Here is a 22,509-nt window from a genome sequence, read left to right as displayed (position 1 = left end):
CCGCGGTGTGTGGGATTGCCGGCATTCTGGATCGTGGTCGCGGCGGGGGAGATCCGGGGCAGGAGGCCCTGATCCGGCGCATGACCGATACCCTCAGCCACCGGGGACCCGACGCCGCCGGGGTGCACTGTGAGCCGGGTATCGCTCTGGGGCACCGGCGGCTGTCGATCATCGACCGGGCCGATGGCCAGCAGCCGCTGACCAACGAGGACGGTCGGGTCTGGACCGTCTTCAACGGCGAGATCTACAACCACGCCTACCTGCGCGAGCGACTGCAGGGGCTGGGGCACCAGTTCCGCACACGCTGTGACACCGAGGTCATCGTCCACGCCTGGGAGGCCTGGGGGGAGGCGTGTGTCGAGCACTTCCGGGGCATGTTCAGCCTGGCGGTCTGGGATGGTCGGGAGCAGACGCTCTTCCTCGCGCGTGACCGACTGGGCAAGAAGCCGCTTTGCTACGCCGAGCTCGCCGACGGGCGGGTGCTCTTCGGCTCCGAGATCAAGGCGCTGCTCGCCTGTCCCGATCTGCCGCGGGATCTCGACGCATCTGCCGTGGAGACTTACTTCGCCTACGGCTACGTGCCGGATCCGCAGAGTATCTTCGCGGCGGTGTGTAAGCTGCCGCCGGGGCATACGCTCACGTTCCGCAGGGGCGAAGGGCAGGCGCAGCCGCGCTGCTACTGGTCGCCGCGGTTTACTGGCGACTCCGATCTGAGTCCCGAGTCGGCCGTCGAGGAGATGCGTGATCGGCTGCGCGAGGCGGTGTCCGTGCGCCTCGAATCCGAGGTCCCCCTGGGTGCCTTCCTCTCCGGTGGGGTGGATTCCTCCGCCGTGGTCGCCTCGATGAGTGAACTCGGCGGTCAGCCTGTAGACGCCTGCTCCATCGCCTTCGGGGATCCCCGCTACAACGAGGCGGATCACGCCCGCAGCGTGGCCACTCATTTGGGGCTCAACCACCACCTCTACGAGCTCAGCCCGGAACGTTTTGACCTCCTCGATGAGCTGGCGCTGCTCTTCGATGAGCCGTTTGCCGATCCCTCGGCGCTGCCGACCTACGAGGTCAGCCGGGTGGCCCGGCAGCACGTTACTGTCGCGCTCTCCGGGGATGGCGGCGACGAGGTGCTGGCCGGATACCGCCGGTACCGGGGGTACGCCCGCGAGGCGCAGATCCGTGATCGGCTGCCGGGCTCGCTGCGCCGCGGGCTCTTCGCCCCGTTGGCGCGCTGGTATCCCAAGGCCGACTGGGCGCCGCGGGTCTTTCGGGCCAAGGCCACCTTCGAGGCCCTGGCTGCAGACCCGGTGGCGGGCTATCTGCGCAGCGTGGCGGTGGTGGACGATGCGCAGCGTCAACAACTGTTCTCCGATCAACTGCGTGGCGAGCTGCAGGGCTACCACGCCGCGGAGGTACTGCGCCGGCACGCCGCCGACGCCCCGAGCCACGATCCGGTGGCCTTCGTCCAGTACCTGGATCTAAAGACCTGGTTGCCCGGTGACATCCTGACCAAGGTGGATCGGGCGAGCATGGCCCACGGCCTGGAGGTCCGCGCGCCTTTGCTCGATCACACTTTGGTGGAATGGGCCGGCGGGCTACCGACGGACTGTAAGATCCGCCAGGGGCAGGGCAAGTGGTTGCTCAAGCGGGCGGTGGAGGATTGGTTGCCCAGGGAAGTCCTCTACCGGCGCAAGCAGGGGTTCGATCTGCCGGTGGCGGAGTGGTTCCGCGGGCCGCTGCGGGATTCCTTGCGCCAGGCACTCCTTGGCGAGCGGCTGGCCGATAGCGGCTTCTTTGATGTCGACCGCCTGCAGGCGCTGCTCGATGAGCACCAGTCGGGGCGGCGCAACCACGCCCGCCCCTTGTGGGCGCTGCTGATGTTCGAGTCTTTCCTGCGCAGATCCCTGGAGCGCTGAGGTATGTAGGCCAGTTGGGCACACGGTCTGAAATCAACAAGGAATGTCGAGTGTGAGGATCCTCTACCACCACCGCACCCGGGCCGAGGATGCCCAGGGCATCCACATCCAAGCCCTCATCGAGGCCTTCCGCGCCCTCGGGCACCGGGTCGACGTGGTCGAGCCCGGTCCCGCCCGCCGTCGGCGGGCCAGCGACAGTCGGCCGGTGGCGAGCGCGTCGGGGCAGGCGACTGGGGGGGCGACGTCGGGCGTCGAGGACGCCGAGGGCACCCCGACGCTGGCCGGTCGGCGGATCCCCCATTGGCTCTATGAGGTGCTCGCCCTGGCCTACAACGTGCCGGCAGCGCTCATGCTGCTCCTGCGTTGCCTGCCCCGACGCCCGGATCTGATCTATGAGCGTTACGCGCTCTTCTCTTGCGCGGGTTTACTGGTGGCCCGGTGGATCCGGCGCCCGCTGGTGCTCGAGGTCAACGCCCCGCTGAGCCTGGAGTTGCAGGAGCACGGCGATCTTGTGCTGCGCGGCCCGGCGCAGCGGATGGAGGACTGGCTCTGTCGCGAGGCGACCCGGACCGTGGTGGTCAGCCATTCGATGGCGGAGATCTTCGCCGACCGCGGGGTCCCGCGGGAGAAACTGCTGGTTATGCCCAACGGGGTCGATAGCCGGCGGTTCCATCCAGCGGTGGATGGCTCGGCCGTGCGCAGCCGGTATGGCCTGGAAGGGTGCCGGGTGGTGGGGTTTGTTGGCTGGGTGCGGCCCTGGCACGGGGTGGATGGTCTGCTCACGGCCATGGCCGATCGCCTGCGGGGCGGGGCTGCCGAGCGGGTGCTGATTGTCGGCGACGGGCCGGCGGTCCCCGCATTGCGGCGTCAGGCCCGGGCCCTGGGGATCGAAAAGGCGGTGATCTTTACCGGGCCGGTGGCTCAGGAGGAGGTCCCGGCGCACCTGGCGGCGCTCGATATCGCCGTGCAGCCGGATGTGACCAGCTACGCTTCCCCCATCAAGCTCTTCGAGTACCTGGCCATCGGACGGGCTGTGGTGGCACCGGATCGGCCCAATATCCGCGAGGTGATCGAGGAGGGCGCCAGTGGTCGTCTGTTCCCGCCGCGGGACTGGGAGGCGTTAGGGGCGGTTCTGGCGGAGCTGCTTGATGATGCCGAGGCGCGGCACTCGCTGGGCGAGGGCGCTGCGGCGCGCATCGAGCAGGGGGGATATCGGTGGGTCGATAACGCACGCCGGGTCCTGGAGGCGGTGGACGACGGGAATCAGCGGCATGTCGTGGCGGGGGCCTAGGTCTGTGCAGGAGCCTTCCGGCTCGGATGGGGGTGCGGGCCCGCGGGTTGTCGTGCTCACCCGGGTCTACCCCAACGCGGCGCAGCCGACCTTCGGCGTCTTCGTCCAGGAGCGCATGGCCCGTGTTGCCCGGCACCTGCCCCTGGTGGTGGTGGCGCCGGTGCCCTGGTTCCCCGGGGAGGGACTGATCCGCTACTGGCGGCCCTGGTTCCGGCCCCGGGTGCCGCGCCACGAGCAGCGCGAGGGGATCGACATCCAACACCCCCGCTTTCTCTGCATCCCCGGGGTGGGCAAGAGCCTGGACGGGCTGTTCCAGGCGCTCGGGGTCCTGCCGACCCTGCGGCGGCTCCGTCGCGCCGGGCAGCTGGATCTGATCGATGCGCATTTTGTCTACCCCGATGGCGTGGCGGCGTGGCTGGCGGCGCGGTGGCTCGGTTGCCCCTACACCATTACGTTGCGCGGGACCATCCTGCGTATCTCGCGCACCCGGCTGGCGCGCTATCAGGCCCGCCGAGCGCTGCGCGGGGCGGCCCGGGTCTTCTCGGTCTCCGACTCGCTGCGCCAGGTTGCCCTGGCCATGGAGCCCGATCGCGTCCCGGTGGAGGTGGTGCCGAACGGGATCAACCTCGATCTCTTTTATCCGGAGGACCGGCGGGCTTGCCGTCAGGCGCTGGGTATCCCGGCCGATGCCCGGGTGCTGATCACGGTGGGGACGCTCAACGAGCGCAAGGGTTTCCACCGGGTCATCGAGCAGCTGCCGCAGATGCTCCAGGAGCAACCGGATCTTTACTATCTGGCCGTCGGCGGGGGGAGCCCGGACGGCAACGATGAGCGCCGTCTGCGGGCGCTGGCCGAGAAAAAAGGGGTAGCCGACCGGGTGGTGTTCACGGGTCCGGTCCCGCCTGAGCGGCTTCGTTACTGTTATTCGGCGGCCGATCTGTTCGTCCTGCCGACCCGTTTCGAAGGGTGGGCGAACGTCTTTCTGGAAGCCTTCGCCTGCGGCCTCCCGACGGTCGCCACCGATGTAGGTGGCAATCGCGAGGTCGTTTCCAGCGACACCCTGGGCCGGTTGGTACCGTTCGGGGATGGCCCGGCCCTGCGTCGGGCCATCCTCGATGCGCTGAGCCGGGAGTGGGATCATGCGGCGATCCTGGCATATGCCCGGCGGAACAGCTGGGCCGAGCGCATCCCGGTGCTGGTGGCGCGGCTGCAGCAGGCCGCGACTAGCCGATCAGCCCGCCCAACCCACCCCCGCTGTAGAGGCTGAGGGCACCGAAGAACGCGATCATCAGTCCGATAAGTGCCAGGGTGAAGACGGTGATCTCCCGGCGCTGACGGCGGTATCGGGTCGGGGTGCGGACGCGACTGACCACCCCGAGCACCGGTCGTCCGGTGAGCCCGGCCAGTTGCGCCGGGGCGGCCACCGTCCCGCGGATCTGCGAGATCAGGAAGGCGACGCCGGTACCAGCGCCGAGCCCGAGCAGGAGTACGCCACTGGCCAGCAGGGGGCGGTCCGGGGCCGCGGGGCTGTTGGGCCGTTGCGGTGGCTCCAGGACCCGGAAATCCACCGCCGCGGTCTCGGTCTCCACCGTGCCGGTGAGCACCGCGCGTTCCCGAGTACTGAGCAGTTGCCGGTAGCTCTGTTGAAGGACCTCTCGATCCCTTTCCAAGGAGGCGAACCGGGATTCGATGGCGGGCACCTCGTCCACTAAGGCCTCAAGATTGGCCACGCGGCGCTCGTGTTCCCGTACCCGGGTGTCCATGGCGGCGGCCCGGCTCTCGGCCTCGGCCAGGGCCAGGCGCAGTGGGTTGTCGACGCCGGAGAGCTCCAGGCCGCCCTCGCTCATGGCGAGCTCGACGTTGTTGCGCCGCTCCTCCTCCAGGTCCTCGAGGATACGCCGCGTCTGCACGACGTCCGGATGCGAGTCGGTGAAGTGCCGGCGCATCTCATCCAGTTGCGATTGCAGGCGGCTGATCCGTTCATCCAGGCGGGGGTCGCTGAAAGTGCTCTCGGGTGGCAGGGAACTGCGCCCCTCGTCCAGACGCGCCTTCAGAGTCTCCACCCGGCGCAGGTGCTCCTCACGCTCCAGGCGGGTCTGCTCCAGCGCCTCCCGGGCCCGCTGCAGGCGTGCGTAGTAGTCCCCGCCGACCCTGAGCAGGGCCACGTGCTCCCGCTTGAAGGCCTCGATCTCCTCTTCCTTGTCGCGCAGCAACTGGGCGTAGCGCGCCAATTGCCGCTCGATGAAGTTCTGGGAGCTGAGCAGGTCGGTGCGGGAGTCGCCGAGTCCTCGCTCCATGAAGAGGTTGGAGGTCTCGCGCACCACCCGGTAGGCGACCTCCGGATCCCGGTGCGCGAAGGAGATGGTGTAGATGTTGCCACGCCCCTGGCTGCGCAGCTGGATGCCACCTCGCAGCGTGTTGATCAGGGCCTGCTCGTTGTCCTGGCCGAGGAGGACATCCAGGTCCGACTGCCGGGCGATCTCGCGGAGGTTGTCGTTGCTCAGCAGGGTTGCGGACATCATCCGCATGCGCTGATCGGTGTCCGGGCGGACGGTCATGCCGCGCAGCAGCGGGTCGAGCACGGACTGCGTGTTGACGTAGACGCGGCTGGAGGACTGGTAGACGTCGGGGAGGGTGTGGATGTAAGCCCAGCCGCCCAGGCAGATGACCCAGGCGAACGGAATGATCCACCAGCGGCGATGCCAGATCGCGCGCAGGTACTGAATGATGTCCTTATAAAGCTGCTCCAGCCCCACGGCCTGCTCCCCCACGTCGGACCTCGGCCTGCGGGCCGAGTCGCGGCGGTTCCCGCAACCGCCTCAATAGGGGAGTATAGCCTCCGTACCCGAAATGGGGGAGGCCAAAATCAGGAAGGCGATCAACCTTCCGCCGGCTGGTAGCCGGCGGAAGGTGACTGGTTCCCTCGAGAGAGGACGCGTTACTTGTCCTCGTCCCCGGGGGAGGCCTTGTCGGAGAGCTTCTGCGAGTACTCACCGAGCACTGGCACCTCCCAATCCTTGCTCTGGAAGGCGTTGAAGGCCATGAACAGCAGGCCGATCAGACCCACCCAGAACACCAGGGGCATGCCGGCGAAGGCGGCGTTGAGGATCGCCACGCAGATCCAGACCACGGCGATGACCGCGGAGATCGCCAGGGACTGTGCGGCATGGAAGCGCACGAACGGGTCCGCGCGATCGAGCAGCAGGAAGATCGCCCCCGTAACGGGACCGCCGACGTAGGAGAGGCCGGCTGCGAAGTGGCGCGGCAGCCCGGAGTTGCCGAGGAAGGCCTCGGCGCTATCGCTGCTGCTCTTGCCGGAATCGGAAGCCGCCGAGCTCGCCGTTGTGGAGCTGCTGGTGGTCGAGGCGGAGCTGCTCGCCTTGCTGCTGGCAGTGCTGCTCGTGCCCTTGCCGGCACTGCCCTGCTCGGCAGCGGTCTCCACCGTGCCGGACTTGGCAGCTTCGGACTTGGCGCTCTCGGACTTGGTGGTGCCGGCCTTGGCCGTGCTACCCGTGGATTTGGTGGTGCTGCTCTTGGTGCTCGTTTCCGAGGTTTTCTTGGTCGATTTGTCGTTCATGTCCTCGCTCATTCTGGACACCTCCATGAAAAAGCCCGATCAGGGCGAATCATACCCCCGGCCCGTCGTTACAATACCGAGGAGCGATAACCTCCGCAAACCGCAGTTCCGGGCCGCCCCCTGTTGATTCCCGCGGGTAACCACCATTGCGCGCGGCCCATCGGTTGCCTTTGTGCAACAGGATGTTAGGCGAAACCCGGGGGGTTCCACTGATCCATCATGCGCTCTCTTGCCACATCCAATCGTTTCGACATCAGCGCCGAAAAGCGTTTCAGAATCTGATATCCGAAAGCCGGATCCGCCTCGCAGCGCGCTATGATTGCAGCGCCGTCGAACTCCAGCAATTCGGTTTTATCCTCGGCGCGGGCGTTGAAATTCCAGCGGTACGGGGGAATCAGCCAGGACCAGCCAAGGATCTGATCGGCCCCCAGGTGCTGGACCTCCAGCGTGGGCCCGCTGATCGCCGGGACCTCGAGCACGACATCACCGGAGCGGATCAGGTAGAAGGCGCGCGCGGCGTCGCCGTGGCGGAACAGCACCTCATCCCGCTCCAGGGTGCGAGGGCTGGCGCATTCGGCCAGGAACTCCACGTGGGCGCGCTCCAGCCCCTCGAAGAACTCCTGATCGGACAGGATGTTGGCAATCGTTGCGGGCATGGTGCGTGCCTCCTGGGGCGGATGGTCCGCCGCCGCCGGCCCCGCGCCCGGCCGATCGACGGGAACGGCTCAGCTTGCAATCCGCGATGGCTCCGGCCATCGGCGCTCTTCGCGCTCCCCACTGTAAAGGTAATCGCGTGTCAAAGGCACTGCGTCTTGCTGCCGCGCCAGCTGCAGCTGCAGGACCATCATGCCGCGCCAGCGGAAGGCGGCTTCGCTGACCGCCAGGTAGAATTCCCACATGCGGCAGAACGACTCACTCTTGGCAGCGGCCACGCGTCCGCGGATGCGCTGGAAGCGTGCCTGCCAGTTGGCCAGGGTGTAGGCGTAGTGCAGCCGGAGGACCTCGATGTCCGTGGTGCGAATGCCCACGCGCTCCACCGAACTCATGACCTCGGAGGTGGCCGGGATATAGCCGCCGGGGAAGATGTAACGCCGGATCCATGGGTTGGTCACGCCGGGCGGATTGAAGCGCCCGATGCTGTGGACCAGTGCCACACCGTCTTCGGTGAGCAGTCGGCGGATGGTGTCGAAGTAGGTGTCGTAGAAGGGCACCCCCACGTGCTCGAACATGCCGACACTGACGATGCGCTCGAACGGTCCGGTCACGTCGCGGTAGTCCTGCAGCCGGATCTCGACGCGGTCGGCCACGCCCGCCTGCCGGACGCGTTCCTGCGCCAGGCGCTGCTGCTCGCTCGACAGGGTTAGGCCCACCACTTCGACCTGTTCATGGCGGGCCAGGTGGATCGCCATCGAACCCCAGCCACAGCCGATATCGAGCACGCGGTCGCCGGGCCGCAGGCACAGCTTGCGGCGGATGTGGGCGGCCTTGGCGCGCTGCGCCGACTCGAGGTCCATGTCCGGATCCTCGAAGTAGGCGCAGGAGTAGTGCATATCGGCGTCCAGGAAGTTCTGGAACAGCCAGTCGTCCAGGTCGTAATGGGAGGCGATGTTCCGCCGCGCCGCGGCCGCCCGGTTCCACTGTTGCAGCGGGCGCGCGGCCCACAGCAGCCAGGCCTTGACGCCGCGGGCGCGTGGTGGCGGGAAGTTGTTCAGCAGCACCTCGAGGACGCCGAGCAGCCCGCCTTCACCGGGGCTCCAGTCGCCGTCCATGTAGGTCTGGCCGAGCATGAACTCCGGATCGAGGGCGATGCGCCGCAGGGTGCGCCGGCGGTGGATGTGCATCACCCCGTGCGGCGGGCCGCCGTCCCCGTAGGCGCACTGCTCTCCGTCGTCATAGCGCAGCTCCAGGGTCCCGCGACGGATTCGTCGACCAAGTCGTTGTTCTACCCATTTCATCGACACGACTCCATGATGTCTGTCTGGGCGACCCGGTTCCGGAGGCCGGACACACGGCACTCCTCCCAGTTTGGCTCAGGAATCCAAGGGTGTTGCAGGGGGTGGCCGGGACGCAGGCGCGCACCCCCGTGCGCCGTATCGCCGCGCCTAGCGGCGCAGTGCGCGTCGGGCGCGGACGAGGCTGCGGTACCAGTCGCGCCGGGGCAGCGGCACCGGCGTCGGGCGGCGGCTGAGCAGGCTCACCTGGCTGGCCTGCTCGCTGAGCTGTTGCCCGCGGGAGATGGTCGCCAGAACCCGCTCGCGGGCGCCGTAGGTCTCGGTCAGGAACCGCCTCCCGTCCTCGGTGAGTTCCACGTGGTAGTGGCGGACCAGGGCAAGTGCCAGCTGCTCAGCGGAGCGGCTCAGGTCCTCTTCGACGCTGGCGGCCATCGCCTCGCCGAGGTCGCGTTTCTCCCGGGCGCTCATGCCCGGCTCGAGGCCGCCAAGGTAGCTCGCGTTGGTGGCCCCCAGGCCGCGTTGGACCTCGGGCCGGGAGAGCTGGATGTGCGGTTCCAGGGCCAGCGCGGTCTCAACGGCCAGGTGCCGGGCTCGGTGGGGGGTCAGATCGCGCACCTGCTCGCGGGGGCGGCGGGGCTGCGCGTCGCTGCGCAACCACTCCAGCCCTTCGTCGCGCAGGTGACGCATGATCTGCTGGCAGACGGTCTGCCGGGCGTCTTCGTCCAGGGCGACCGTCCGCTCGACGATGCGCAGGCCCCGGCCCCCCCGGCTGGTGCGCAGTCGCTGCGGATCCCCGGGCAGGGTTCCGGCAAGGTCGTTCCAGCGCTCGGTGGCCTTAAGCAGTTCCGCGTGGGCAGTGCCTAGGGTGACCAGGGCCTCTCGGGCCGAGCGGTACAGCGACAGCGCCGTGCCCAGGGTGTCCGCGGTGCGTGCCAGGCGCTCGCGGCTGGCCCGGTCCAGGGCCCGGCGTTGCTCCAGGGCCTGCAGACGGTCGATGCGCATCTGCAGGTCGTCCATGGCGGCCATGACGCGTTCCAGCAGTTTATTGGAAGGCAACTCTTCGGGGACCAGCTCGTAGGGCAGGGCGTCGGCCTCGATCAGCCAGGCGGCGAGTGCGCGGATGCGGTTGTCGCTGGCGGCCTGGGCCAGGCGATAGCGGCTGCGTGCGGTCTCCAGGGTCTCCAGGGCGCGGGCAAGCTGCCATCGCCCGCGGTAGGTGAACGTGAGGATGGGGATCTCGCGGCCGTTGATCAGCTCGAAGGCCAACCCGAGCATGTCCTCCACGTCGCCCATGGTGATCAGCAGCGGGTTATCCTCCTCGAAACCCGCCAGTACGCGTTCGATAAAGGCCTCGTTGCGCGCGATGCCGGCTCGCAGCTGGGGCACTTCACCGAGGAAGCGCTCGCGCAGGGCGCTGGCGGCCAGTGGGGCCTCCGGCCGGATCTGCTGGTACGCGGTATCGAAGAGTTCCTCGTGCTGGGCGTTGAGGTCCCGGATGCGGGTGAACAAGCCCGAGCGGCGGTAGCTCTCAATACGCGCGAGGACCTCGCCGAGCTGGCGATCGCCGGTGAGGTCCTGGCAGGCCAGGCCGATCCCGGCCGGTGAGAGGTCAACCCGGCGCAGGAGCTGGCGGGCTGCTTCGCTGCGGCGCGCCTGGCCGCTGAGGCCGGCCACATGAAGATCCCGGCTGGCCAGGATCAGGTCGCCGAGGTGATCGATGGTGCTGGATACATCGGCCTGGGCGCGTTCCTGGGCTGGCCCCCAGGTGCTGTCGTAGACGATCTTGGCCAGCAGGCCGATCAGGCCGGAGAGGATGGTGAAGGTCGTGAAGTAGATCAGCAGCTGGGTGTGGGGGGGATGACCGTAGGCGACCCAGTAGCCGCCGGTCAGCCCCAGGCCGGTGACCGGGCCGGCGGTCCAGGCCAGGCTGAGCAGCGAGCGGGAGATGCGCACCCGGCGCACGGCGCGGGACCATTGCTCCAGGCGCTCATTGGCCTCCCGATCCAGCGAAACGCCACGAGGCTGCTCGTCAGCTGACGAACCGTCGGGCGGCTTTTTCTTCCAGCGCAGCAGCGACACCGGGGCGACTTAGCGGAATTTCCGCTCGTACTCTTCGAGCAGGGGCGCGGCCAGATCCAGCGGGATGGCGTAGCTGATGCCGCTGGGCTCGCGTACGGCCGCCTCGCGCCCGCCCTGGACAAAGACCTTGTTGAGCACCGCATAGACCTGCCCGGTGGCCGTGTCGTAGACCGGGCTGCCGCTGTTGCCCGGGTAGGCGGTGCCGTCGAGCTGGAAGACCATCGGCGGTTGCTCGCGGCGCAGACGGGCGACCTGGCCGGGATCGAGCTGGTCATCGCGCTGCGCGGGCAGCGCCAGCGGGGTGCGGGCCGAGATGATCGCGGTGTGCGTGACGGGGTAGAAGCCGATGACCATGCCGATGGGGAACCCGGTGTAGGCCACCTGGTTGCCGGGGCGCAGATCGTCGGGGTTGCCCAGGCTCAGTGCCGGCAACGGATCGCCGTCGATGCGCAGGATGGCGAGGTCGTGGGCCCGCGAGTGGGCCACCGTCTCCGCGGCACGGACCTCCGGCGAGCCCGGTTCACCAACCAGCACGATCAGTTGTTCGCGCCGTTCCTCATCCAGGCGCTCGGGCAGTACATGCTGGTTGGTCAGCACTGCCTTGCCATCCGCGATCACGAAGCCGGTGCCGCGGAAATCGACCCGCGGGTTGCGGGTCGGCGCATGGGTGCCCACGCCAACCACGGACGGGGCGATGGTCTCGATCGTATCCGCGAGTTGATCCGCGGCTTGGCTGGCGGGTGTTACGGCATAGGCGAGGAGCAGCATGGCAGCGAGGCTGAACAGCCAAGTGCGGTCAGCGCGGCGGGGGCTTCGCGTCATCCTTGCTGGCTCCCAAGAGGGTTTTATGAACGTTTGAGCGGACGCATCGTCTACCGTCGAGCAAAGCCGCCGCGGGTAGCATAACACCTGGCTCGAACGAGGCGAGGCACGACTAGACTCAGGATAGCGCATACACGCGATTGCTGACCCAACCGCTGAGGTCGCCCGCCGTGAACAAACTGACTGGACTGCGTCTCGGCCTCCTCTTCGGGGACCCGCGTCTGCCCTACGCCTACGGCCCCTACGGACGGATCGGCCCCGAGGAGCTGGCGGCGGCGGAGGAGGCCAAGCGAGTGCTGGCGGCCCTGCCCGGAGTGAGCCTGCGCGTTTTCGATGACCACGAGCGGCTGATCGATGATCTGCGTGACCATCCGCCGGACCTGGCGGTGAACTTCTGCGACAACGGTTACCGCAACCGCCTGGAACTCGAGGCCAGCATCCCGGCACTGCTGGAGATGCTCGCCATCCCCTACACCGGGACCACGGCTACGGCCATGGGGCTGGGGCGGGACAAGGGGGCGGTGCGCGCCCTAGCCGCCGGACTGGGGGTGGCGGTGCCTGAGGAGTGGCTCATCGATCTGCGCGACCCGCGCCCGGTGGTGCCGAAGCGCTACCCGGTGCTGATCAAGCCGAACGACAGCTGCGGCAGCATCGGCATGGAGCCCGATTGCGTGGTGCGGGACGCCCGTCAGGCGCGGGCCTATCTGGGTCGTCTGGCTGGATCCGGGGTGGTCTGGGCGCTGGCCCAGGAGTTCCTCCCCGGGGCGGAGTACACGGTGGGGCTGGTCGGCAACCCGGCCACCGGGCTGTCGGTCCTGCCGCCGCTGGTCGTCGACTATTCGGCGCTGCCCCTGGAGCTGCCGCCGATCCTCTCCTACGGCTCCAAGACCGACCCCGAATCCGCCTACTACCGGTCGCTGCGCTTCGCCCCGGCGCAACTCGACGAGGCCAAACGGGTCGGGCTCGAGCAGGCCGCGCGGCAGCTGTTCGCGCGGCTGGGGGCGCGGGACTATGCGCGGGTGGATTTCCGTGAGGATGCCGAGGGGAAGCCGCGGCTGCTCGATTTCAACAACCACCCCTCCTGGGGGCCGGAGGGGAAACTGGCGATGATGGCCGGATATGCCGGCTTCAGCTACGCCGAACTCCTCGGGCAGATCGTCCAGGCCGCCGTGGAGCGCTACGCCTCCGGGGGGCGGCCGCTTGGTAGCCCGGTCTAGAGCAGCTGGCGCGGGATCCACTCGTCGTAGTCGCGGTGGAAGATGCGTGCCCCGTTCTCGAAGACCTCTAGCTCGGCGCTGACCCGGAAGTGTTCGGCGGTAGCATTCATGCGGGTCTGGCAGGTCACCCGCACGTCCCAGTCCTCGCGGTGTAGGCGGGCATCGAGGTCGATCAGGGCCTGGGCCGACAGGGGATCGGTCTCGTTGATGCGGAAGGTGCGCCGGATGGTGTGGCCGACGGTGAGATCGATCTCCTCGAGCCGCGCCAGGGCAGCACCCTCCAGATCGGCGGCGTCGCCGAAGGTGCTGTAGATCGTCTCGTTGGTGGTCAGATCGTGCGCTACCGTGCGGTGCGGATCGACCCACTCGAGTGCCGTGGGTTCGGCGCCGGGGCCGCGCTCAGGCGGTGCGAAGGGGGCCAGGGATCGATCCAGGGCGCTGGGCGGGCGTTCCGGGAGCTCGAGGGTGCTGGCCCCGGTATGGACCGTCAGGGCCACGGGCTCGGGCGAAGGCCAGATCAAGGGCCAATAGGTGGTGGAGATGCTGAGCCGCAGGGTGTGGCCGGCCGGGAAGGCGTAGGCGATGTCGTTCAGGGTGATCCGCACCCGGTACCGCTCGCCGGGCTCGAGCGGTCGCGGCTGCTCGTGGCCGTCGCGATGGCAGAGGTTCAGCGCCCCGTAGCTTACCCGGGATGAGGTGCCGTCCGGGGCGACGTCATTGAGGCGAATCACCGCCATCGCCACCGGGCGGTCCACGGACAAGACCAGGTCCACCCGGGGTGCACCAAGGATCTCCAGCCGCCGGGGGAGCGGGTCCGAGTCGAAGACCAGGGACTTGCCGTCATCCTCGCGCTGGTCCAGGGGGCCCTCGCCCTCGGCCCCGTAGCCGTAGAACTCGCCGCCCTTGAGCCCGGTGGTTTGCGGCGAGCGCACGCGCACCGCGTCCTCGGGATCGTCCGGCGTCTCACCCAGGGCGCCGACGTTCAGGTGCCATCGGCGGGCCTGGATGCGCGGCGAGGGCCATTCGGTCTCGGCCACCCAGCGGCCCGGTCGGTACTCCAGATACGGCGAGGGCGGCACCCACTCCTCCAGCCAGACCCGCAGCATGGGCTCGTCCATGATCCCCGTCTCGATGCCCTTGAGCCAGTGGTCCCACCAGCGCACGGCCTCCTGGAACATGCCGATCCGCGGCCCGGGCACCGCGGCGTGGGGAAAGGCATGGGGCCAGGGGCCGATCAACCCCTTGCGCGGCGCGCTCAGGCCGGCCATCAGCCGCGGGATGGCGTTGACATAGCCATCCGACCACCCGCCCACGGCGTAGACGGCGCATTCGATGGCTGCGTAGTCCTCGCAGACCGAGCCGTGGCGCCAGTAGCCGTCACGATGGGGGTGCTGGAGCCAGACCGCCGGGAACAGGCGCAGGCTGTCGAGTCGCTGCTGCCACTGTTCGCGCCAGTTGGCGCCGGCGATGGCCGGGTCCGGTGGCCAGGCCGCCAGGCTGAAGAAACTCGAGCCCCAGGTCAGGTTCTCATTGAGCAGGCAGCCGCCCTTGTAGTGGGCGTCATCGGCGTAGCGGTCGTCGGTGGAGCACATGGTGAGGATGGCGCGCAGTCCGGGTGGACGCCGGGCGGCGACCTGCAGGGCGTTGAACCCTCCCCAAGAGAGGCCCATCATGCCGACGTTGCCGTCGCACCACGCCTGTTCGCGGATCCAGGCGATGGCGTCCACCGCATCGTCCTGTTCCTGCTCCAGGTATTCGTCGAGCAGCACCCCCTCGGAGTCGCCGGTCCCGCGCAGATCCAGGCGGATGGAGGCGTAGCCGTGGCCGGCGAAGTAGTGGTGCAACGGCTCGTCGCGCAGACGGGTGAAGTCGCGCTTGCGGTAGGGCATGTACTCGAGCACCGCGGGGACCGGGGAGCGCTCCGCGTCCTCGGGCAACCACACCCGCGCCGCCAGGCGGACCCCGTCGCGCATCGGGATCCACAGGTTCTCGATGACCCGGATGTTCTGCGGGAACGCCTCGACGATGCGCATGGTTCAGTCGTGGCCCCGGTTGTGCCCGGCGAAAGCCGGTTCCATCCGCCCCGCTGCCGGACGCAGGCCATCCAGGCCTGCCTCAAGCAACCGTTCGGTGGTGCGCACCAGGGTTCGCGCCACCCGGCAGGTGGTCTCGAGGGAGACGGATTCATTGGGTGCGTGGGCCTGGTCGATGTCCCCGGGGCCGTAGATGACGGTCGGCACCCCGGCCAGGCGAACCCAGCCGGACATGTCGCAGCCGTAGGGGGCTGCGGCGATGCGCGGCTCCTGGCGGAACTCTTCCTCGGCGCACTCGGCCAGGGTGCGCACCAGCGGGTGGTCGGCGTCGGTCTCGGCCGAGCCGAAGCCCGAGGCCAGACGCCGAATCTCCGGCGGGTTGCGGGATAGCCAGGGGTCGTCGTGGATCGCCTCGGCGATGGCGTGGCGAAACCGGGCCTCGGCCTCGTCGATGGTCATGCCCAGGGGGACCCCGACGCGGACCTGGGCCTCCAGCGAGTCCATCACCGAGGACGACCAAAGCCCGCCGCGGATGACCCCGACACTGGTGGCGTAGGGCAGCGGGTGGACGGTCATCAGCGGGTGCTGCTCGGCGGCGTTCAGGGCCTGCTCGTCGGCCCGCATGGCCTGGTAAAGGGTGATGAAGTGATCCAGGGCGCTCTCGCCCTGCAGGCGCTTGCTGGCGTGGGCCGATTTGCCGGGTACGCGGATGCGCAGGGACATGGCCCCGGCGTGGGCGATGACCAACTCCGGGATGCCGTGCTGCACCGTCGGTTCGGGGATAATGCAGGCATCGGCGCGCCAATTGCCGCGGATGGCCGCCAACGTGCCGAGCCCGCTGTCCTCTTCAGCCGGGACCGCGGCGAAGATCACCCGCCCCGGGAAGTTGCGCCCCCCTTCGGCGAAGGCCTCGAAGGCGGCCAGTGCGGCCACGAGGCCGGCTTTCATATCCGACGCGCCGCAGCCGAAGACCCGGTCGCCCCGGGTGACCCCGGAGAAGGGCTCGTCCTGCCAAAGGCCGTAGTCGCCTGGCGGTACCACATCCACATGCCCGGTGAGCAGCACGCTGGGACCGGGCTGATCGCCCCGGACCACGCCTACCACCACCGGCGCCCAGGCCCGCTCGACCTCGTGGCCTGGGTAGCGGGGATCGCGCTGCAGTGAGGCGATGCCATCGTTCCAGTAGTCGATCTCAGCGTCGTACTGTTGCAGCCAGTTGGCGATGCGAGCGACCGCCCCATCCTCCTCGCCAGTGATCGAGGGGATGCGGATCAGGGAGACCAGTCGCTCGTGGATGCGCGCTTCGTCGAGGTAGGCGGTACGGCGGACCATGCGTGCTCCGCGGTTTCGGGGGCTACCATGGAGTATATGCACCTGAGACCGACTTCACCCGACGATCTTGCTTTCGTGCGCGCCGTGGAGGGCGCCACGGAGAACGCCGCATTCGTCGAGCAGTGGACCGTGGCCGAGCACCAGGCCTGCATCCACGCCCCGGGCTGCGCGCACTGGATCCTGGAGGCCGGGCGGCCGCGGCGGGCGGTTGGGTATGCCATCCTGCAAGACGTGGATCACCCCGACGGCGTAGTGATGCTGCGCCGGATTGCCATTGCTGGCAAGGGCCGCGGTTACGGCCGCCGGGCGGTGCGGGCCTTGATTACGCACGTCTTCGCCGAGCTGGGGGCGCAGCGCCTGTGGCTCAGTGTGCTACGCAGCAATCGCCGGGCGCTGCGCCTGTACCGCGACCTGGGGTTCGTCGATGACCCACGAGGCTTGCCGGCTCCCGGCTCGCGCATCCTGATCCTGGAGCGCCCGGCGGCCCGTCAGTAGTTGGTTTCTAAAGGCTCCGAGAAGCGAAAATCGAGCTGCTCCATGATGGACCGGAACTTGTCGTGGAGGTGCTGTTCGTCCTCGCCACCGATGAACAGCTCGGCGATCTCGTAGCTGTAGCTGTCCTGCCCGCGCAGCTCGGAGAGCTGCGTCCCCTCGGCGACCTGGATGTGGATGGACAACTCCGGGTGGGTGCGTTGCAGGGCGTGGATCTGCTCGGCATCGGGGACCCGCAGCACGCGGGCGTCCCCGTAGACGCGGGGCATGAACTTGGCCGCCATGGGGAAGCGGCCCTCTGGCCGCGGAAAACGCGGGCGCCGGCCCAGGCTGATGTCGATGGCGACCTCATGGTGGGAGGCGCCGGTGGCGATCTCGAAGATCGGGCAGTGGGACTTGGAGATCCGTGGATTGACCTCGAGCAGCCAGATCTTGTCCACGTCCTCGTCCCAGAAGAACTCCATGTTGAACGGCGTCTGGTCTAGCCCGATGTGCTTCAGCAGTCGTCGGGCGTAGTCCTTCATCCGCTCCTGGACGGGGATCGGGAGGCTGGAGGGGTACTGGTAGCTAACGAAGCTGACCTGGTTGGCTCCGCGCAGGGAGTCCAGGATGGCGTAGACGACGACCTCGCCGTTGAAGACGTACCCTTCCAGGGTGCAGAGCCGGCCCTGGATAATGCCCTCGGCCAGGGCCGTCGCGCCGCTGCCGGACCCCGGCAGCCGCTCCGGGTGCTCAACGCGTTCGGTGAACGCCTGGAACGGTTCGGCGAAGACCGGGATGCCCCGGGCGATGGCATCGATGGCCGCCCGGAACTGGGTGTCGCTCTCCACCCGGAAGCCGAGCAGGGACGAGAAGGCCACCGCCGGTTTCAGCCAGAACGGGTAGGGCAGCTTGAGCGTGGCCAAGGGGTCGTCGGCGTACGGATCGATGGCCTGGAACGGCGGGGTGCACTCCGGCACCGCCGCCTCGCAGGCCAGCCGGTTCCAGTATTTGTGCTCGCAGAGCAGCACGCTTTCCAGCGACGGGGTGGGCAGGCCGTATTCACGCCTCAGGACCGGCAGGATGGAGGTCGTCGGAAAGTCCCAGTGGCCGATGATCGCGTCCACCCGCGGTGCCTGGTCCAGAGTGCGGCGGGCCTGATCCAGGATGGCGGGGATGTCGTAGCGCTTGGGGAGGACGATGGCGCTGTAGTCGGCCAGCGGGTGGAAGGCGTAGTTCGCACTGCCTCGTACGCTGTTCAGGTGCTGGAGATGGAAGTCGTCGAGCCCGACGACGAAGATCTGCTTGCGATCGTCCATGGCGACCCTCAAACGGACGTGCCCCATTGCACGGTTCCCTAGGAGGGAGCGTAGCCGAGAATCGCTGTGTTGCAGCGGTCAGCCGTCGTCGGCCGCCTCGATGCGTTCGAGCCGGGTGCGCTGGGCGTGGTGCTCGCTGCGACGGTCGACGGTGCGCACGGGCAGGCCGGCCCAGCCCTCCGCCATGTACCAGCGCACCGCCCGTTGCTGGCCCGGCTGCTGGCGGGTGAGACGCACCGTGCGAAAGGTGCCCGGGTGTGCGCGCACGGTCTGCCGGCCCTCCACCCGGAAAACGACCTCTTCCACCTCACCCTGCTCATCGACCACCTGGTGGCTGATCTGCGTATGGCGCGTCCCCTCCAGGGCCTCTTCCATGACCTGCCAGCGGTGGGTCAGCGGGTCGAGTGCATCCGGGGGCACGGCGATCTCGTCCGCCTCGACAGCGGCCTCGTCATCGGTGAAGCGCGCCGCCAGGGTGACTTCCTCTTCCGCGTCCTCGAAGGCGGTCTCGGGGTCATACGCCTCGTCGGTCTGGAAGACGGTCGCGGTGCGGACCTCGTAGGTCTCTGGGCGGGCGACATCGCCCTCGAGGGTGCCCTCGCTGATCTCCCGGGTGCGGCGGATGCGCCGATCCCCCGGGTGGTCGGCCTGGGCCGGGCGCTGGCGGTGTTCGCGGATGCGCTCCAGGCGGAAGGTGTCGTCCGCTTCGAAGTCCCAGGTCAGGGTTTCGTAGCCGCGCCACTGCCCCCCGTCCTGGATCCAGTAGCGCGCGCTCCCGCTCTCGGGCAGTTCACCGGCGGCGGCGATGGTGGAGCCGAAGCCGACCAGTACGGCGGCTGTAACACCGAGGCGGTGGCGTAACCGGGCGGGCTTGATAGCAAGCATGGGCTGCGTCGTGTCGGTTTGCCTGTCCCTGTTGTCGGCAGGTGGAGGGTGGGGATGAGGGTGCGAGTTGACGCCGGGATCAGGAGTGCGCACAGTCAGTCGGGATGTTGCACCGCGGCGCGCGGGTGCGCGCGACGCCAATAGAGGGGTAGGCATGAAGATCCTGGTCACAGCCAAGCGGGTGATCGATTCCACCGTCCGGGTGCGTGTGCGCCCAGACGGCTCCGGCGTGGACACGGCCAACGCCAAGATGGCTATGAATCCGTTCGACGAGACGGCGGTCGAGCAGGCGGTCCGGTTCCGGGAAGCGGGTGCGGCCAGCGAGGTGCTGGCGGTCACGCTGGGGGATGCGGGCAGCGAGGAGGTGTTGCGCACTGCCCTGGCCTTCGGCGTCGACCGCGCGCTGCGGGTGGAGAGCGACAACCCCTTGGAGCCCCTGGCGGTCAGCCGGGCGCTGGCGGCGCTGGTCGAGCGTGAGCAGCCCGACCTGGTGCTCATGGGCAAGCAGGCCATCGACGACGACAGCAACCAGGTGGGGCAGATGCTGGCGCAGCACCTGGGCTGGGGGCAGGCCACCTTCGCTTGCGCCATCCACCCCGAGGGTGAGGAGTTGCAGGTGACCCGCGAAGTCGACGGCGGGCGGCGCACCGTCGCGGTGCGGCTGCCGGCGGTGGTGACCACCGAGCTGGATCTCAATCAGCCGCGCTACATCAAGCTGCCGAACATCATGAAGGCCAAGAAGAAGCCGATTGACCGGATATCGCTCGACGACCTGGGAGTGGACGGGGCCTCGCGCTTGGAGTTGCTCGGGGTCGAGGAGCCGCCGCCGCGGGCAGCGGGTGAGCGCGTGGCGAGTGTGGCCGAGCTGGTCGACCGCCTCAAGAACGACGCACAGGTGATCTGAGATGAGTGTGCTGGTCTTTGCGGAGCACGACGGTGCCGGTGTCACCGAGGCGACACGGCGGGCGATCACTGCCGCTGCCAACCTGGGGGCGCCGGTGGATGTGGTGGTGACCGGCGGCGAGGATGCGGCCGGGGTCGCCGACTCGCTGGCTATCCAGGGGGTCGGCCGGGTCTGGCTGTGCCTCGGGGCGGCCTGTGCCGATCAGCTCGCCGAGCCGGTTTCGGGGCAGCTCGCGAACCTGGTGCGTGACGAGGGCTACCAGGCGCTGGTGGCGGCTACCAGTACCCAGTCCCGGGACCTGTTGCCCCGTGTGGCGGCGGCGCTGGATGTGCAGATGCTTTCGGACGTCGTCGCTATCGAGGACGCCGAGACGTTCGTCCGGCCGATCCACGGGGGCAGTGTGCTGGCGCGGATGCGCTGCCGGGAGCCGGTCCGTGTGCTCACGGTGCGGGCCACCCGGTTCGATCGGCCGGAGGCCGGTGATCCGCCGGCCGTAGAGCGTCTCGAAGCGCCCACGGAGCCAGGACCGACGCGCCTGCTCGAGGAACACGGCTCGGCCTCGGATCGTCCCGAGCTAACCTCCGCTCGCGTGGTGGTGGCCGGCGGCCGTGGCGTGGCCGATGTCGGCATCGAGGCGCTGGAGGCACTGGCCGATCAGCTCGGTGCCGCCATCGGGGCCTCACGGGGGGCTGTGGAGGCCGGCCTGCTGCCCAATGAGGCGCAGGTCGGGTTGACCGCCAAGGTGGTGGCGCCGCAGCTGTACATCGCCGCTGGGATCTCCGGGGCGATCTACCACGTCTCCGGGATGAAGGATAGCGGTGTGATCGTGGCGATCAATCACGACCCGGAGGCCCCCATCTTCGAGGTGGCCGACTACGGGCTGGTCGCCGATCTGCGGGAAGCGTTACCCGCGCTGCGCGAGGCGCTGGAGCAGTCATGAGCATCTACCGTGCACCGACGCGCGATCTGCGCTTTGTCATCGAGGAACTGATCGGCCTGGAGCGCCTGTCCGGCCTGGAGGATCTGGAGGAGGTGACCCCGGATCTGCTCGAGGCGGTCCTCGAGGAGGCCGATCGGCTGGCCAGCGAGGTGTGGGCCCCGCTGAACCGTGTCGGCGACCGTCAGGGGTGCCGGATGGATGGGGGGAGCGTGCAGCTGCCCGAGGGCTTCACCGAGGCCTACCAGGCCTTCGTAGAGGGCGGCTGGAACGGTATCAACGCTCATCCAGACCACGGGGGTCAGGGGCTGCCGGAGCTGGTGGCCACGGCGACCCAGGAGATGTGGCATGGCGCCAATATGGCCTTGGCCCTGGCGCCGATGCTCTCGGCGGGGGCGACCGAGTTGCTCCACCGCCATGGCGACGAGACCCTGCGCGGGCTTTACCTCGACAAGCTGGTCAGTGGTGAGTGGAGCGGCACCATGGATCTCAGCGAGCCCCGGGCCGGGTCCGACCTGGGGCAGGTCCAGTGCCGTGCCGTGCCGGACGGGGAGGCCTACCGCCTCTACGGTCAGAAGATCTACATCACCTGGGGGGAGCACGAAGCCGCCGAGAACATCATCCACCTGGTGCTGGCCCGTACGCCGGACGCGCCCGAGGGCCATCGGGGGATCTCGCTGTTCCTGGTGCCCAAGTACCGGGTGGAGGCCGACGGCTCGCTCGGGGCGCGCAACGATGTGCACTGCACGGCGCTGGAGCACAAGCTCGGCATCCACGGCTCGCCGACCTGCACCATCAGCTACGGGGACGGCGAGGGGGCCGTCGGCTACCTAGTCGGCGAGCCGTGTCGCGGCCTCAACCACATGTTTACGATGATGAACGAGGCCCGCCACAAGGTCGGGGTGCAGAGCGTCGGGGTCTCGGAGCGCGCCTACCAGCAGGCGCTGGCGTTTGCCCGGGAGCGGATCCAGGGGCGCCGGCCCGGGGGCAAGGCGTCGGTGCCCATCCTCCACCACCCGGATGTGCGGCGCAGCCTCATGGCCATGCGGGCGCAGACCGAGGCCATGCGTGCTTTGGCCCTGCTGACCGCGGCGGAGATGGATGTCGCCGGTCACGGGGCGGACGAAACGAGGCGTCAGAGCGCTCAGCGCCGGGTGGATCTGTTCACTCCTGTGGTCAAGGCCGTGGCCAGCGAGCAAGCCGTGGAGATCACCTCCCTCGGTATCCAGGTCCACGGTGGCATGGGCTATGTGGAGGAGGTCGAGGCCCCGCAGTTGCTCCGGGACGTGCGGGTGGCGGCGATCTACGAGGGCACCAATGGGATCCAGGCCCAGGATTTCACCCTGCGCAAAGTGCTCAAGGACGGCGGCGAGACCCTGGAGTCGGTGCTCCGCGAGGCGGATGAGATCGTCGAGGCGCTGCGCCGTGATACCGAGCTCGAGGCCTTGGCCGGCCCGCTGGACGATGCGCTGGCCACGCTACGCGAGAGCACGGCGCGGTTGCTGCGGGACGGACAAGACGATCCGTTGGTGCCCCTGACTGCGGCCACCCCCTACCTGATGCAGGCCGGTCTGGTGCTGGGCGGCTGGCTGATGGCGCGGGCGGCCGTGGTTGCGCAGGCCCGTATCCGGGAGGGAAGCGGTGACACCGGCTTCTATACCGGCAAGGTGCATACCGCGCGTTTCTATATGCGTCACATCCTGCCACGGCTCCACGGCTACACCCCGGCGATTCGGGGTGGCAGCGACGAGCTCGAGGCGATCGGCGACGGCGACTGGTGAGG

At 68.8% G+C, this 22,509-nt stretch carries 18 protein-coding genes; 8 read left to right on the top strand and 10 right to left on the bottom strand.

Annotation, left to right across the window (positions count from 1 at the left end):
- Positions 1-5 precede the first annotated feature (5 nt).
- From CCR79_RS08195 to CCR79_RS08185, 3 genes are read left to right on the top strand one after another with little or no spacing between them, the layout of a single operon-like run.
- Positions 6-1,907 carry an XrtA/PEP-CTERM system amidotransferase gene (locus CCR79_RS08195; RefSeq protein WP_201170719.1) on the top strand — a complete coding sequence of 634 codons (1,902 nt, stop codon included), beginning with the start codon at positions 6-8 and terminating at the stop codon, positions 1,905-1,907.
- A 43-nt stretch (positions 1,908-1,950) separates the two neighbouring features.
- Entirely contained in the window at positions 1,951-3,198 is a 1,248-nt protein-coding gene (locus CCR79_RS08190; protein ID WP_207190334.1) for a glycosyltransferase family 4 protein, read from the top strand.
- A gap of 4 nt (positions 3,199-3,202) precedes the next feature.
- Complete coding sequence (locus CCR79_RS08185; RefSeq protein WP_345941488.1) at positions 3,203-4,465, top strand: glycosyltransferase; 1,263 nt, start codon at positions 3,203-3,205, stop codon at positions 4,463-4,465.
- Here CCR79_RS08185 and CCR79_RS08180 read toward each other — a convergent pair.
- The 6 genes from CCR79_RS08180 to CCR79_RS08155 form a co-directional block, all read right to left on the bottom strand.
- Positions 4,422-5,948, bottom strand: a complete 1,527-nt coding sequence (locus tag CCR79_RS08180) for an XrtA system polysaccharide chain length determinant (RefSeq protein WP_201170859.1) — start codon at positions 5,946-5,948, stop codon at positions 4,422-4,424. The genes CCR79_RS08185 and CCR79_RS08180 overlap by 44 nt on opposite strands.
- A 188-nt stretch (positions 5,949-6,136) precedes the next feature.
- A complete protein-coding gene (locus tag CCR79_RS08175; RefSeq protein WP_201170713.1) occupies positions 6,137-6,787 on the bottom strand; it encodes a DUF4870 domain-containing protein in 651 nt (216 codons plus the stop codon).
- A 173-nt stretch (positions 6,788-6,960) separates the two neighbouring features.
- Positions 6,961-7,431, bottom strand: coding sequence for a Crp/Fnr family transcriptional regulator (locus tag CCR79_RS08170; protein ID WP_201170711.1), 471 nt, complete (start codon positions 7,429-7,431; stop codon positions 6,961-6,963).
- Between the two features lie 69 nt (positions 7,432-7,500).
- Positions 7,501-8,730, bottom strand: a complete 1,230-nt coding sequence (locus tag CCR79_RS08165) for an SAM-dependent methyltransferase (protein WP_201170700.1) — start codon at positions 8,728-8,730, stop codon at positions 7,501-7,503.
- A 147-nt stretch (positions 8,731-8,877) separates the two neighbouring features.
- On the bottom strand, positions 8,878-10,806 hold the full coding sequence (locus tag CCR79_RS08160) for a hypothetical protein (RefSeq protein WP_238635698.1): 1,929 nt from the start codon (positions 10,804-10,806) through the stop codon (positions 8,878-8,880).
- A 9-nt stretch (positions 10,807-10,815) separates the two neighbouring features.
- Positions 10,816-11,628, bottom strand: a complete 813-nt coding sequence (locus tag CCR79_RS08155; protein WP_201170698.1) for a S1 family peptidase — start codon at positions 11,626-11,628, stop codon at positions 10,816-10,818.
- Positions 11,629-11,798: 170 nt separating this feature from the next.
- Between CCR79_RS08155 and CCR79_RS08150 the strand changes: the two genes are divergently transcribed.
- Positions 11,799-12,845, top strand: a complete 1,047-nt coding sequence (locus CCR79_RS08150; protein ID WP_201170697.1) for a D-alanine--D-alanine ligase — start codon at positions 11,799-11,801, stop codon at positions 12,843-12,845.
- On the opposite strand, the gene CCR79_RS08145 is transcribed toward CCR79_RS08150, so the two are convergent.
- Together CCR79_RS08145 and CCR79_RS08140 are read right to left on the bottom strand one after the other, a co-directional pair.
- Positions 12,842-14,878 carry a CocE/NonD family hydrolase gene (locus tag CCR79_RS08145; protein ID WP_201170695.1) on the bottom strand — a complete coding sequence of 679 codons (2,037 nt, stop codon included), beginning with the start codon at positions 14,876-14,878 and terminating at the stop codon, positions 12,842-12,844. The two genes, CCR79_RS08150 and CCR79_RS08145, sit on opposite strands and share 4 nt — an antisense overlap.
- 3 nt (positions 14,879-14,881) lie before the next feature.
- The gene (locus CCR79_RS08140) at positions 14,882-16,210 is read right to left on the bottom strand and encodes a M20 family metallopeptidase (protein ID WP_201170693.1); all 1,329 of its coding nucleotides are present in this window, start codon (positions 16,208-16,210) and stop codon (positions 14,882-14,884) included.
- 27 nt (positions 16,211-16,237) lie between these two features.
- Here CCR79_RS08140 and CCR79_RS08135 point away from each other — a divergent pair, with 27 nt between their 5' ends.
- Complete coding sequence (locus CCR79_RS08135) at positions 16,238-16,705, top strand: GNAT family N-acetyltransferase (protein WP_207190333.1); 468 nt, start codon at positions 16,238-16,240, stop codon at positions 16,703-16,705.
- On the opposite strand, the gene CCR79_RS08130 is transcribed toward CCR79_RS08135, so the two are convergent.
- Positions 16,699-18,000, bottom strand: a complete 1,302-nt coding sequence (locus CCR79_RS08130) for an ATP-grasp domain-containing protein (protein WP_201170689.1) — start codon at positions 17,998-18,000, stop codon at positions 16,699-16,701. The two genes, CCR79_RS08135 and CCR79_RS08130, sit on opposite strands and share 7 nt — an antisense overlap.
- Positions 18,001-18,078: 78 nt before the next feature.
- Complete coding sequence (locus CCR79_RS08125; protein ID WP_201170687.1) at positions 18,079-18,885, bottom strand: DUF3108 domain-containing protein; 807 nt, start codon at positions 18,883-18,885, stop codon at positions 18,079-18,081.
- A gap of 154 nt (positions 18,886-19,039) precedes the next feature.
- On the opposite strand from CCR79_RS08125, the gene CCR79_RS08120 reads away from it, so the two are divergent.
- From CCR79_RS08120 to CCR79_RS08110, 3 genes are read left to right on the top strand one after another with little or no spacing between them, the layout of a single operon-like run.
- Positions 19,040-19,789: an electron transfer flavoprotein subunit beta/FixA family protein gene (locus tag CCR79_RS08120; RefSeq protein ID WP_201170683.1), complete on the top strand. Its 750-nt coding sequence runs from the start codon at positions 19,040-19,042 to the stop codon at positions 19,787-19,789.
- 1 nt (position 19,790) lies between these two features.
- A complete protein-coding gene (locus CCR79_RS08115; RefSeq protein WP_201170680.1) occupies positions 19,791-20,729 on the top strand; it encodes an electron transfer flavoprotein subunit alpha/FixB family protein in 939 nt (312 codons plus the stop codon).
- Complete coding sequence (locus tag CCR79_RS08110) at positions 20,726-22,507, top strand: acyl-CoA dehydrogenase (RefSeq protein WP_201170677.1); 1,782 nt, start codon at positions 20,726-20,728, stop codon at positions 22,505-22,507. The genes CCR79_RS08115 and CCR79_RS08110 overlap by 4 nt, the downstream gene beginning before the upstream one ends.
- The last annotated feature ends 2 nt before the right edge of the window (positions 22,508-22,509 follow it).

The sequence above is a fragment of the Halorhodospira halophila genome (genome assembly GCF_016653405.1).
Lineage (GTDB): Bacteria > Pseudomonadota > Gammaproteobacteria > Nitrococcales > Halorhodospiraceae > Halorhodospira > Halorhodospira halophila_A.
The sequence above is the reverse complement of the archived record's forward strand: the minus strand, read 5'-3'. Positions and strand labels throughout refer to the sequence as shown.